The sequence below is a fragment of the Chryseobacterium sp. sg2396 genome (genome assembly GCF_042610505.1).
In the GTDB taxonomy this organism is placed as follows: Bacteria; Bacteroidota; Bacteroidia; order Flavobacteriales; family Weeksellaceae; genus Chryseobacterium.
Genome location: NZ_JBHGAQ010000003.1, coordinates 324,444 through 337,314 on the forward strand (window position 1 = coordinate 324,444; position 12,871 = coordinate 337,314).

Annotated in this window: 17 protein-coding genes and 1 tRNA gene; 15 read left to right on the top strand and 3 right to left on the bottom strand. The window is 37.8% G+C overall.

The window, feature by feature from the left end:
- Positions 1 to 2: 2 nt before the first annotated feature.
- From ACED20_RS04925 to ACED20_RS04960, 8 genes are all read left to right on the top strand, one after another.
- Positions 3 to 473 (top strand): hypothetical protein, encoded by a 471-nt coding sequence (locus ACED20_RS04925; protein WP_294200353.1) that lies wholly within the window; start codon positions 3 to 5, stop codon positions 471 to 473.
- 5 nt (positions 474 to 478) lie between these two features.
- Positions 479 to 769, top strand: a complete 291-nt coding sequence (locus ACED20_RS04930) for a transcriptional regulator (protein ID WP_294294333.1) — start codon at positions 479 to 481, stop codon at positions 767 to 769.
- Positions 770 to 836: 67 nt separating this feature from the next.
- On the top strand, positions 837 to 1,127 hold the full coding sequence (locus ACED20_RS04935; RefSeq protein ID WP_378103667.1) for a hypothetical protein: 291 nt from the start codon (positions 837 to 839) through the stop codon (positions 1,125 to 1,127).
- Between the two features lie 356 nt (positions 1,128 to 1,483).
- Entirely contained in the window at positions 1,484 to 1,969 is a 486-nt protein-coding gene (locus ACED20_RS04940) for a Coq4 family protein (protein WP_294200359.1), read from the top strand.
- 3 nt (positions 1,970 to 1,972) lie between these two features.
- Positions 1,973 to 2,272: a hypothetical protein gene (locus ACED20_RS04945; protein WP_378103668.1), complete on the top strand. Its 300-nt coding sequence runs from the start codon at positions 1,973 to 1,975 to the stop codon at positions 2,270 to 2,272.
- Positions 2,273 to 2,290: 18 nt separating this feature from the next.
- Positions 2,291 to 3,661 carry a DUF4153 domain-containing protein gene (locus tag ACED20_RS04950; protein WP_378103669.1) on the top strand — a complete coding sequence of 457 codons (1,371 nt, stop codon included), beginning with the start codon at positions 2,291 to 2,293 and terminating at the stop codon, positions 3,659 to 3,661.
- A 134-nt stretch (positions 3,662 to 3,795) separates the two neighbouring features.
- The gene (locus ACED20_RS04955) at positions 3,796 to 4,341 is read left to right on the top strand and encodes a hypothetical protein (protein WP_294221865.1); all 546 of its coding nucleotides are present in this window, start codon (positions 3,796 to 3,798) and stop codon (positions 4,339 to 4,341) included.
- Positions 4,342 to 4,389: 48 nt separating this feature from the next.
- Positions 4,390 to 4,902 carry a hypothetical protein gene (locus ACED20_RS04960; protein ID WP_294200367.1) on the top strand — a complete coding sequence of 171 codons (513 nt, stop codon included), beginning with the start codon at positions 4,390 to 4,392 and terminating at the stop codon, positions 4,900 to 4,902.
- A 77-nt stretch (positions 4,903 to 4,979) separates the two neighbouring features.
- On the opposite strand, the gene ACED20_RS04965 is transcribed toward ACED20_RS04960, so the two are convergent.
- Genes ACED20_RS04965 through ACED20_RS04975 form a run of 3 tightly spaced genes read right to left on the bottom strand, consistent with a single transcriptional unit; the run spans position 4,980 to position 6,599 of the window.
- A complete protein-coding gene (locus tag ACED20_RS04965) occupies positions 4,980 to 5,663 on the bottom strand; it encodes an FKBP-type peptidyl-prolyl cis-trans isomerase (RefSeq protein ID WP_294200368.1) in 684 nt (227 codons plus the stop codon).
- A 30-nt stretch (positions 5,664 to 5,693) separates the two neighbouring features.
- Entirely contained in the window at positions 5,694 to 6,143 is a 450-nt protein-coding gene (gene dtd, locus ACED20_RS04970; protein WP_294233273.1) for a D-aminoacyl-tRNA deacylase, read from the bottom strand.
- 3 nt (positions 6,144 to 6,146) lie between these two features.
- Positions 6,147 to 6,599: a hypothetical protein gene (locus ACED20_RS04975; RefSeq protein ID WP_294200370.1), complete on the bottom strand. Its 453-nt coding sequence runs from the start codon at positions 6,597 to 6,599 to the stop codon at positions 6,147 to 6,149.
- A 109-nt stretch (positions 6,600 to 6,708) separates the two neighbouring features.
- On the opposite strand from ACED20_RS04975, the gene greA reads away from it, so the two are divergent.
- From greA to ACED20_RS05010, 7 genes are all read left to right on the top strand, one after another.
- Positions 6,709 to 7,179, top strand: coding sequence for a transcription elongation factor GreA (gene greA / locus ACED20_RS04980; RefSeq protein ID WP_294200371.1), 471 nt, complete (start codon positions 6,709 to 6,711; stop codon positions 7,177 to 7,179).
- Positions 7,180 to 7,206: 27 nt separating this feature from the next.
- Positions 7,207 to 7,596, top strand: a complete 390-nt coding sequence (locus ACED20_RS04985) for an HIT family protein (protein WP_294200372.1) — start codon at positions 7,207 to 7,209, stop codon at positions 7,594 to 7,596.
- A 71-nt stretch (positions 7,597 to 7,667) separates the two neighbouring features.
- The gene (gene clpX, locus ACED20_RS04990) at positions 7,668 to 8,855 is read left to right on the top strand and encodes an ATP-dependent Clp protease ATP-binding subunit ClpX (RefSeq protein WP_378103672.1); all 1,188 of its coding nucleotides are present in this window, start codon (positions 7,668 to 7,670) and stop codon (positions 8,853 to 8,855) included.
- A gap of 77 nt (positions 8,856 to 8,932) precedes the next feature.
- Positions 8,933 to 10,900 (top strand): T9SS type A sorting domain-containing protein, encoded by a 1,968-nt coding sequence (locus tag ACED20_RS04995; protein WP_294221856.1) that lies wholly within the window; start codon positions 8,933 to 8,935, stop codon positions 10,898 to 10,900.
- A gap of 5 nt (positions 10,901 to 10,905) precedes the next feature.
- Complete coding sequence (locus tag ACED20_RS05000) at positions 10,906 to 11,133, top strand: signal peptidase (protein WP_294221852.1); 228 nt, start codon at positions 10,906 to 10,908, stop codon at positions 11,131 to 11,133.
- Between the two features lie 61 nt (positions 11,134 to 11,194).
- Positions 11,195 to 12,481 carry a TlpA disulfide reductase family protein gene (locus tag ACED20_RS05005; RefSeq protein WP_294237266.1) on the top strand — a complete coding sequence of 429 codons (1,287 nt, stop codon included), beginning with the start codon at positions 11,195 to 11,197 and terminating at the stop codon, positions 12,479 to 12,481.
- Positions 12,482 to 12,525: 44 nt separating this feature from the next.
- Positions 12,526 to 12,599, top strand: a tRNA-Met gene (locus tag ACED20_RS05010).
- The last annotated feature ends 272 nt before the right edge of the window (positions 12,600 to 12,871 follow it).

Sequence of the window (12,871 nt, forward strand, 5' to 3'; positions counted from 1 at the left end):
AAATGGATGATTCTGCTTTTTTTATTATTTTAATCCTGGCAGCTGTCATTTTAGGTATCTTTTGGCTTGTATTAAAAAATAAGAAAAGACGATTGCTAAAGAGTATCCTGTTAACTGGTATTATTTCTCCGGTTATTTATTTTCTGATCATTTCTATTCTGATCTATAGTATAACCAAAGAAAGAAGCAGAGATTTTGATTCCGTTATATGGCAGTTAAACAAAAGAACGGAAAGCGGAGTTGACAATTATAAAATGATTGATGATCTTATTGATAGTAGATTACTGATTGGTAAAGATTCGTCAGAAGTAAAAGAAATCTTAGGTAGCCCTGAATTGAAAGATAAACAACAGAACTTCTGGCAGTATTATGCAGGAACAGGTACCGGCTTTGGTTTTACGGATCATCAGCTGATTGTGAAATTTGCCAATAATAAAGTCATTATGCTTGAGCATATAAAACAGCAAGATTAATTAAAATGATAAAAATAAATCAACTCAACAAAGAATTCGAAAGCCGTGTAAGATTGGGCATCATGTCCGTTCTTATAGTAAACGACTGGGTTGATTTTTCCGAAATGAAAGCTTTACTTGAAATTACGGACGGTAACCTGGCGAGTCACAGCAACGCATTAGAGAAATCCGGTTACATTGAAGTTAAAAAAGAATTCGTCGGCAAAAAACCGAAAACCTCTTACCGGGTGACCCAGAGCGGAAGAGAAGCTTTTACACAACACATCAATGCGCTTGAAAAATTGCTGGGGAAATAAGCTATATATTTTTTTTCATTTTAACTTTGAAATACAAAGTACTTTTAATTATTAAAAATTTGAAACTATGATTTTAGACAAACAGAAAACAGCCATTATTTTTGCCATACCAGCATTACTGATCATTACTGCTTTTTTCGGAAACTTATTCTTGGAAGGGTGGAGCTGGTCACCGTTTGATTTTCTCATTGCCGGAATATTGCTTTTCGGGACGACATTTTTTGTCAACCTGGTCATCAGATCACAGAAGACGCTTCGTTCCAAATTCATGATCTGCTTCGTTATTCTTTTAGTATTGGCGATAGTATGGATCGAACTCGCTGTTGGAATTTTCGGAACCCCTTTCGCGGGAAGCTAAAACAGAAATTTATATGGTCCGTCCGGAAATTACAATATTCAAACTTAAACGTGATGAAAGAGTTTAAATATAACAGAATTGCATTACAGTATTTTTGTGCAAACTGGTTGATCGGGATTTTGATTATACTATTAATGGTACTAAAAATAGACGATGATACCGTGATGATATTCATCTTTTTATCCGGAATTAATTTGGTCATCAATATATTTTCAGTGTTGCTGCTTTTTGCATTGATCTTCATTTTTCCTGAAAACAGAACCGAATTCAAAAATTCCATGATATTGCTGATATTCAATTTTCCGATTCTTTTTTTCTTTTTTCTCATCCTGTCATTAATTTAAATTTTATAAACTATGAAAAAACTACGCGTCCGCTTTCTGCTTTTCGTTTACGATAAAACCCAGAAACTTTACCGGAAATATTTTAAGAAAAAGAAAAGGCAGTGGCGGTTTACGGAAAAACAGCTGCTGGAATTTCAGGAAGATTCCCTGGGCCGGAAACTCGGCGAATTTTACAGAAAACATGGCTTCAGCATGATCCCGAAAATGGAAAATCATGATGTCCATCATCTGATCACCGGCTGCGGAACCCATTTTGAGGATGAAATCGCCATGCAGTTTCTCCTGCTGGGGAACGGAAAGCTCAATGCCCACCTTCTGGCAGCCATCGTGTTGGGAAGCCTCATCCTGCCGGAATATTTCAGGGATTATATCAGAGCCTATAAAAAAGGTAAGAACATGCGCGCTTTTTACCACTGGGATTTTGAAGCGCTGCTCTGGCAGAATTTCGACCATTTGAAAGACTTTATTCAACAGAAAAATACCACTGTTTTACATTAAATTATGGGAAATATAAAATTCAGTATAGAAGGAAAGACCGCGTTTTATCTTTCATTCACCTTGGGAACGCTCCTCCTGATAATCTATCTTCTTACAAGAAGCGAATTTCTGTTAATCATAGGATTCTACTATGTTCTTGCAGCTGCCGTCATTAATGTCATCGTATTCTTTTATGAACTCATATTCTTTATGTCCAATAGTACCGACAATAAGCCGCACGTAAATGCTGCCGTCCTCATGCTGCTGAACATCCCGATCAGTATCATTTATTTCCTGGCGGTCATCAACTGCTGCAACTTTTAATTTTATAAATAAGCCATCATGAAAACACATCATTATATATTTCTTACCACTATCCTTTTCATCATCCTCTTTTACGATCAGAATGTCGGTCTGAACCTCGGAATCATCGGGTTGATCTACGCGGTTCTCACTTTTTTCAGAACTCCGCAAAAGAACAGGACCAAAACCTTTATTTTCCTTTTTATGACAAGCATTTTTTCCAGCTGTGCATTTGCCTGGTACGGGGATTTCCCTTCATTTCTGGCTGTGATCAGCTCGGTGATTTTGTTGGGCTACCGCTCACGGAACAGAAGAATGAAAATTCTGTTGTTGATTCCCGTTATGGTTACTAACCTTTCTACTTTTTTGTGCAGGTTCTTCAGTTTTGATCAATGGCTTCCAAAGAAAAAAATACATGGATTTTGGCAGAAAGTATTTGCATTGATATTCGTCCCGTTGCTGTTAATCTGTGTTTTCTTTTGGATCTATTCTGCCGGAAGTGATCATTTTGCAGGTCTTTTCGAAGATGTTGAATTTGATATTAAATTTTGGCAGCTCATAGCAATTGCCACCCTGGGTATTTTTATTGCTTTTACGTACTGGAATCATGTTGTCGAAAGGTTGATTTATAAAACCAACTCTACTTTAGATAATGACTTCAATGAAAAGGATAAAGTACTGAAACCTACCTATTCTTTTTTTGATCTTGATACAGAAAGAATGAGCGGCGTGATTTCCCTCATGGCCCTGAATATTTTGCTGGTATTTTTCATTATTACCTATAATTACGAACAATTCTATGAAACGGTAAAAACTCCGGTCCGGCTTTCGGAAGAAACCCACGAACGGGTAAATGCCGTAATCATTTCGATCATCATGTCGATTCTGGTCATTATGTTTTACTTTAAATCGAGCTTTAATTTTGATCCTAAAGCAGGCTTCATGAAAAATTTAGCAAAAATCTGGATTTTCCTGAATGCGGTATTGGTAATTTCAGCAATGTTGAAAAATTCGGAATACATAACCAGCTACGGATTTACCTATAAAAGACTAGGCGTATATGCATTTTTGATTTTAGCACTGGTCGGATTGTTCATGACTTTCATTAAAATTCGAAGACAGAAAAGAAATGTTTTTTTGTTCAATTCAATGGTGTGGTGTATATATGGAATAATCCTTATCTGCAGCTACATCAACTGGGGCGGAATAATTACTTCCCAAAACATGAAACGTAAAGATTTTGTTCTCAATTATTATGAGATAACCATTAATTTTAATGATAGGCAGCTGTTGAAATATGCCTCAAAAGCTCATGACGAAAATCTCAGAAAATCGATCCTCAGCAAAGCCAGAATGCACAGAAATGAAAAAATACTGTCCAGAGTCCTTTATTATCAAGCCATAAAGTAGCAAAGAAGAAATTTAATCAGTAAAGATTAATCTATTAAAATCTAATTTTATTTTAAGGTTATGATGGAATTAATGGAATAATTTTGGCATCATTAACTGCCTATAGTTTAGAACATACAATTAAATTCATTATTATGAAAAAAATCTTATTGCTCATTCCCCTGATCATCATTTCCTGTAAAAAAGAACCGAAAGTTACGGAAATGCAGACCCTGGATTCAGATTCAGTGGCAGTTTCAGAACAGGCCTCTCCAATAGAGAAAGCAGATTCTGCCGCCGTAAAAATGAAAGATTCCGTTATCAATAATGCCCCAAAAACAAAAGAGGTACTAAGCAAAGGAGTAATGAGGGATGTAAAAGACGGGCAGATCATCCGTACCGCCGACGCGGCACAGCTTCCTTTCAAACTGGGGGAAGAATTTACGAAGGACGGCCAGGAATTTATTTTAAAAATTACCAATTTCAATAAATCGACCTTAAAGGCGAAAATTTCAACCGACGTCAAGGATTTTAACATCCGTTTCAATCAGATCAAACTCCCTAACGGCGACTACGACGGGCCTTTCGGAAAGGAAATTACCTACGATGTAAAAGGGAAAGGCGAAGTATGGCTGATCGTCGGGAAAAGCAATATGGCATCCGGCACAACGAAGGGAAGTTTTACTATAAATGTGGAGTAATTTCCGATTTGGTATAATTTCTGCAAACAAAATTTAAAATTTATCATTATGAAAAATATATTTTTGACAGCGGCAGTGACTTCAGTAGCTTTGGTAAGCTGTGGTACCGTACAGTCGTTGGTTCAGAATACTTTTCCTTACACGGCAAATGTCTTGGTATCCACCGGTGTTCCTGCGGATAAGGAAGTTTCTTCGACAGCAACTGCTTCCAATATTCAGACATGGTTTGGAGGGAATAATGATGCTAAAATTAAAGATGTAAGGATTTCGGATGCAAAAGTATCCGTGGTTTCACCATCCGGAGGAACGCTTAATGCCTTCAAATCGATTAAAGTATATATTTCATCAAACGGAACCGGTGAAAAGCTGGTAGCTTCCAGATCCAATATTGCAACCGACGCTTCAAGCATCAACCTGGACCTTGAAAATACAGGGTTTCTGGATAGTGTGGTGAAAAGTACGGGCGTTACCGTAAGAACGGTTTATGAATTGAAAAATCAGACAAGTTCAGATATGAACCTCAGGGTAGCACTGAATTTCAGCAGTGTGCCTGCTAATTAATTTTTTATAAAAGTTTATTTAAAAAAGCGCCTTTCAAATCATTTGAAGGGCGCTTTTGAGATGTTATGCTATGATTCTTATTTGAAATCTACCAGCTCGATGTCGAAAATAAGAGTGGCTCCCGGAGGAATAACGTTTCCGGCACCATTGTCACCGTAAGCCAGGTTGGCAGGGATGTAGAATCTGTATTTTGCCCCTTTGCTCATCAGCTGAATTCCTTCCGTCCATCCCGGAATCACGCCTGAAAGATTCAGTTCGATCGGTTTTCCGCCGTTTTTATCCGTAGAATCGAATACCGTTCCGTCCATCAGTTTTCCGGTATATAGTACATTGGCCGTGCTTGAAGCGGCAGGTTTTGCTTTTCCGTCCCCTGCTTTCAAAACTTCATACTGCAGGCCGCTGGCCGTTGTCTTAATATTCTTGTTCAGCTTATTCTTTGCAAGAAATTCGTCGCCTTTCTTTTTGTTTTCTTCTGCTTTTACTTTAGCTTCCGCCTGCTTTTTTTCATTCTGCTTCTGCATAAAGCCCTGCAGGAAAGTTCCCATTTCTTCTTTCGGGAACAGCGTCGGCTTGTCAGCCAAAGCATCTTTAATTCCCTGAGCCAGAAGTTCGGCATCTGCCGGGAAGCCCTGTCTTTTCATGTTCTGCGCAATATCAAGACCAATATAGTAAGAAGCTTTCTGCTCGTCCGTATACGATTTCTGGGCGTAGGCAAGGTTTACTCCTGTAAGAAGAACCAAGGTAAATAAGGTTTTTTTCATTGTTGAATATAAATAAATTTTTCTGCGAATTTAAGCTTTTGTAACGGAATCCATCACAATAGTTACCGGACCGTCATTAATTAATGAAACTTTCATGTCGGCCCCGAATATTCCGCTTTCTGTTTTCAGTCCGGATTTTGAGATTTCTTCTTTAAAATATTCAAAGAGCGGAACGGCTTTATCTGGTTTTGCAGCTTTGATAAAAGAAGGACGGTTCCCCTTTTTATAATCGGCAATCAGCGTAAACTGGCTGATGCAGAGAATCTCTCCTTGCACATCCTGTACGGAAAGATTCAGTTTGTCCTCTTCGTCCCCGAAAATTCTGAGGTTTAAGATTTTCTGAACGAGCCAATCGGCATCGCTTTTCTCATCATTTTCATCAACCCCGATCAAAAGCATCAGTCCTTTTCTGATTTCACCCACGGTTTGTCCGTCTACTTTTACGCGGGCTTCGGAAACTCTCTGTATAACGACTTTCATTTTTTAATAATAAATATTTAATACTTTGCTTCCCGGATCGTAATTGTAAAGATACGTCTTCGGCGGAACGTTGGCCACGGCCGTCGGCTGTCCGGTCAGTAAAATCCATTGGGCATTATCTTTCGGGCAGACGATCCTGATGTTGTCCTGAACTTCAAGGGTTGTATTGCTTTCGGGGCAGATATGCGGCGCGTTTCGGTCGTAGGCTTTGAATGTCGTGTCCGAAGCCCGTACAACGATCAGCCCTCTTGTTCCCGACTGTTGTTCGTTAATATAAACCCATCCGCCGACCTGGTTCAGATTATAATAAGCCGGAAGATTCAGATTTAAGCTTACATTGATCGGATTGGTTGGGAAGCAACTTACGGTATCTTCGCGGGTTCCGCATGAATGTATGCATAAATTACTGAAAATCAATAATGTGATGATGGGTAATATTGAGAAACTTTTTTTCATTTGAATTTAAATTTTTATATATTTGTAAAAATTAAACGATTACAACTCGAAAACATTGTCCGGCAAATGTCGGATTATTTTTTTATACTAAAACTAAATTTTGAAAATTATGGCAAGCTATGTTACAAAGGAGGGACTGGAGAAAATGAAAGCTGAGCTGGAGCAGTTGGAAACTGTAGAAAGACCGAAAATTACCCAGCAGATCGCTGAAGCAAGAGATAAAGGAGATTTGTCTGAAAATGCAGAATACGATGCAGCCAAAGAAGCCCAGGGAATGCTCGAAATGAGGATTTCCAAGCTGAAAGACGTTATTTCAGGTTCAAAAATAATAGATGAAAGCCAGTTGGATACCTCAAAAGTTTCCATTCTTACAACAGTAAGGCTTAAAAATAATGCTACAAATCAGGAGCAGGCATTTACCCTGGTTCCGGATAATGAAAGCGATCTTAAGGCCGGAAAGATTTCGGTAAATACACCCATTGCCAAAGGCTTACTGGGAAAAGCGGTAGGAGAAACGGCAGACATTACTTTACCAAACGGCAACAAACTATCGTTTGAGGTATTGGAAATTACTCTGTAACAGACACTCAACTTTATATTTTAGAACATGAGTACCATATTCACAAAAATCATCAATGGCGAGATCCCTTCCTACAAAATAGCTGAAGATGAAAACTTTATTGCCTTTCTGGATGCAATGCCTTTGGTAAAAGGGCACACACTGGTAGTTCCCAAAAAAGAAGTGGATCTGATTTTTGATCTGGAAAGTGAAGAATATAAAAACCTCTGGGGTTTTGCACAGGAGGTTGCCAAAAAAATTAAAAAAGCAATCCCGTGTATAAGAGTAGGAGTGGCTGTGGTCGGACTGGAGGTTCCTCACGCCCATATTCATTTAATCCCCTTAAACCAGGTGGAGGATATGAATTTTAAAAATGAGCGTCTGAAGCTTACCGATGAAGAGTATACCGGGATCCGGAACTCCATCATTAATTCTTAAAATACCAGGAACTCGTGAAACTCATTTTACGGGTTTCTTTTATCTATACCTTTATTATAGTTATATAACAAATGAATTCAAACCAATGTTCTTTCTGCGGAAGAAAGAGAAATGAAGTGCAGATGCTGATTTCCGGACAGAACGGCTTTATCTGCGAAAACTGTATCGAGCAGGCACATGCTATCGTAAAAGACAGCGGATCCAAATCCGGATATGCCCCGGCAGAAAATATAAACGAACTGAAAAAGCCGAAAGAGATCAAGGAGTTTCTTGATCAGTATGTCATCGGACAGGACCAGGCCAAAAAGCAATTGTCCATTGCAGTTTACAACCACTACAAAAGACTCCTTCACGCTCAGGAAGAGAACAGGGAAGTGGAGCTGGAGAAATCCAACATCATCATGATCGGCGAAACGGGAACCGGAAAAACCTTGCTGGCAAAGACTATTGCCCGCGAACTGAATGTACCGTTCTGTATTGTGGATGCAACCATTTTAACCGAAGCCGGATATGTAGGGGAAGATGTGGAAAGTATCCTTTCCAGGCTTTTAATGGTTGCAGATTATGATGTTGAGAAAGCGGAAAAAGGAATCGTATTTATTGACGAGATTGATAAAATTGCCAGAAAATCGGACAATCCTAGCATTACCAGGGATGTTTCCGGGGAAGGCGTGCAGCAGGGATTACTGAAACTGCTGGAGGGAAGCATCGTAAACGTTCCGCCACAAGGAGGAAGAAAGCATCCTGATCAGAAATACATCCAGGTAAATACCCAGAATATACTCTTTATTGCCGGTGGCGCTTTTGACGGAATTAAAGAAATTATTGAAAGAAGAATGAACAAGCAGGCGATCGGCTTCAGTTCGGAGAAAATCAATAAGACAGATGAGGACGAATATATATTAACAAATATTAATGCAATTGACCTTCGTTCCTTCGGATTAATTCCCGAGCTTTTAGGGAGATTTCCGATCATCACGTATCTCGATAAGCTCACGAAAGAGACAATGGTTAGGATCATGAAAGAACCGAAAAACTCTATTGTGAATCAGTTTATTGAACTTTTCAAAATGGATGGTGCCGAATTGGTGTTTACGGACGGTGCTGTTGAAAAAATTGTGGAAGAAACCATGGAAAAGGGGCTTGGAGCAAGGGGTCTGAGGGGAACGACGGAAAAAGTACTGGAAGATTATATGTTTTCAATAGGGGAGGAAAAAGAAATCATATTAACGGAAGATAATATTTTTGTTAATAGATAAAATATTTTTGTTTTTTAGTAAAAAAGGCATACCTTTGCCATTGAGATATTGTATTAACGCACAAATATTTATATACAATGAGAAAAAGTTTATTTGCTATTGGCTTATTAACAGCCATTTGTTCTGTTCAGGCGCAGAATGTTCTGATACACGTAGATGATAATGCTACTACGTACGTAAGTAAAGGCACTCTGGTTTACAGTGGCGGCGGATTACAGATGAGAGGTACAGGAGTTATCGAGAATCATGGTAATTTCATGATTCAGGGAACCACCACAGATTCTTTTAAAACCATTACTACCAGCAATGTTGATAAAACGGAAAGCAGTGGCGGAGGTAATTTCATTAATAAGCTTAATGAACCTACTGCTTATTCTACCTATAATACCAACAGTTCTTCTGCAACACCGGCTTATACATACGGTCAATTATTTATTTCAGGAGTTCCTCAGGCCAATATTACCGGGATCATAGACCAGGAGTACAGAGCCGTTAACCATGGTACCTACCAGCAGGTCGGTCTTCCTTTTTATGATAAAACAGCATCTACATTAAGCTCTGAATTAGGAAAAACATTTACGAATGTAAGACATTCAAAAAATGAAATCCTTTGGAACAACAATACAAACGTTGTAGCACAGAATTTTGGTACCGGCTACAAGATAGGAGTCGGACTGGACGGATTTGCTTATTATATGTTGGGAGGTTTGGGCCTTGATGTAAGCAATACGACAAGAACGCTAAAAGGACGTCCTCTTACGGATATTGGTGCTTCTACTACGTTGCAGGGTGCCGGAGCAAATGTGAATTTCGGAACAAACGGGAATGCGCTTAACCAATACAATGAAAAGTATTATTCTTATGTTCAGGATGAATTCGAAACCACACCGTGGGTTGGGACATATGGTAAAAACGTTTATCAGTTCGGTAATCCGTTTCTAACCAATCTTGATTTGTCAAATATAAAGAATCCGGCTACTACTGATGGGGTTTATATACCAAATGTCCAAGGTGTAAGGCTTGAAATTTCTCCGAATGCTGTACAAACTACATCTGGAGGAACTACTACAACCGGCGGAAACAGTGCATATAAATATATTACTTTTGCAGCTGGTTCTTCTACTCCTACAGGGGATATTAATTACATGATGGTAAGACCGATGGGTACTTTCGTTATTAAATTAGACGGTAGCTCAGGTACACCACCCCAACTTAACTTTGCAAATCTTCGAAGATTTAATTATTATACAAGAAATGCCACTACGGCTTATACCGTAACAGCAAACAAGAATACTACTTTGGGAACTGTAAAACAGCTGGGTGTTATTGGTCTTGATGCTAATGGTAATGAAGTAGCCAGAACATATTATGTGGTTTATCCTGATGGAGCTACCGGACATTCTGTAAATGCCGCAAAAACTCAGGTGACATTAGATGTTACTGATGTATTAGGTACTTATGAAGAAGCTTCTACCGGAGGGGTTGACACAAACTATCAGTCTCAGTACTGGTTGTATATTAACGAAGCCAACGAAGCTAACTTTAAAGGCAAAAATATTAAGATGAAAAACTTTGATCTTAATACGATAAAGTCTTATAAGTTTGAAATTCTTGAAAATGCAAGCCCAATCAATAATGGTGTTCACACCTTATCTTCTGGTATTGGTTTTTATTATAAATCACAGACCGGAACTGTTCAGCCTGCACTTCAGGGTGCTGTAATTCCTGTAAACGGAGCTGAATATGATCTTTATTACGGTGAACCAAGCAGTGTTGTATTGGCAACTAACGAAACGAAGTCTCCTTCAAGAACGGTAGTCGTATACAATCCTGGAATTGAGAACTACATCGTTAGATTCGATCCTAATTGGAAAAAAGCAGATATTGAGGTTTATGATATGAGCGGTAAATTGGTTATTGCTAAGAAAGCAGTTAATACTTCTACAGATTTTGTAATCGAACTTGACAGTAAACTTAAAAATTCTTATGTTGTAAAAGTTGTTTCCGACAAAGGAGAAACTGTTAATACCAAAATCTTAAAATAATAAATATGAGAATAATAAATAAACTAGTTTCAGCTTTTTTCCTGATTTTCGGATTTCTTCTGATCAATGCACAGAAGATGCCGCCGGCGCCAGATTCCGGGGCAACCAATAGAGGCGCAGTTGGACCAGGTGCACAATCCTCTCCAATTGATATGTATGTGTTTGCATTAGTCATTATTGCAGTAATGTTCATTGTATTTTTCACCAAAAAATATACAAGCAGAAAAGCATAAAATTTTATTAAAATAATATTAAACTCTCCGATTAATCGGAGAGTTTTTTTATTTTTACCTTATGAAAAAGATTTTTATTATTCCGGCATTATTGGCTGCATTTTCATTACAGGCTCAGTTTACGGTTACCATTCAGGCTCCTGCCGATTTCAAAGACCAGGATGCTATTTTATATACTTTAAACGGTTCAAAGGATATCATATTTACTAAGGAACAAAGTAAAAATAATACATGGACGTTCCGGTATCCAAAAAACTATATGGGAATGATGAAAGTGTATTTTCCGGGTTCCAACAATACTTTTAACTTTATTTCAGAAAATAAGGATGTAACTGTTAAACTGGAAACTCAGGGAAATAAAGTTAAAGATATTAAATATCTTGACGAAGCTAATGATGTAATGAGTAAACTTCAGGAAGGTTCACAGAAAAAAGAAATGATACTTCCGGCTTTGACTCAGATCAAGGAATATTATAAAGACAATACAGATTTTGGTAAGGCTTTGAAAACTGAGATCAGCAGACTCTCGGGAGGTACTGAAGGTATTGATCAAAGCCAGCATCCTTTTATTTATTACTATAACTCAAATTACAGTAAATTTCTTTCCAACAATCCTGCGAAAAAGGTAAGTCAGGATGAAATCATTAATTTTATTGACAAATCAAATGATATGCTTGAGACTTCGTCTCTTTTGAGACCTATTCTGGTTGCTTATCTTAATACAGGTGGAAATACGAATGTAGGAACTTCTGTAGATAAACTGTTGGATACACTAAAGGTGGAAACCCCACGCGGCCAGACCGTTCTTTCTGAATTGATCGACATTTTTGATGTATACGATATGCAGGAATTTAAAAATAAATACCTCAGTCTTGCTAAAAACCTCAAATGTACGATTACGGATAGGTTGGCTTCCACATTAAAATCAAATGCTAACGTTGAAATCGGAGCGGCTTTCCCTGATTATAAATTTCAGTCTCCTTTAAATACAAATGCAAAATCATTATATGATGTAAAAGCAGACAAAAAAATCATTATCTTCTGGTCTTCAACATGCTCCCACTGCGAAGAGGAGCTTCCTAAGTTACTTACTAAATATAATGATTTAAAAGCGAGAAACATTCAGGTCGTAGGATTATCAATGGACGTGGATAGAGATTCATATGCTAAAAAGATTACAGCATTTCCGTGGATAAATGATTCCGAATTAAAAGGCTGGAACAGCAGTTATGTAGATACCTACAACGTTCATGCGACGCCAACGTATTTTATTTTAGATGCTAACAATAAGATAATCAATAAACCAGAGCATGTTGCCGATGTTTTGGAGTATTTTAAATTAAAATAAATTTGGAGGGAGTAAATATTTTTGTATATTTGCACCACCAAAACGGCGAGGTAGCTCAGTTGGTTAGAGCGCAGGATTCATAACCCTGAGGTCACGGGTTCAATTCCCGTCTTCGCTACAATAATAGAGGGGTGTAAGAAAATATCTTACACCCCTTTTTCTTTTTAGTTACAACATAGATACAACATTTTCGGATTTAGATAAAACCTAAATTTCGAAATCTGTTGCTTCATTCCACAATTCCGGAGTTTATTATATTAACTTTTTATTTCCGGTACAAGACTTCAATTTCTATGTTAATTTAAATGAAGTATCATATAGCAAAACATTATATTTCAAAATTTCAGTTTAAATTACTCTCCCATTCTCCAACTCTTTGATTTTTTCAGG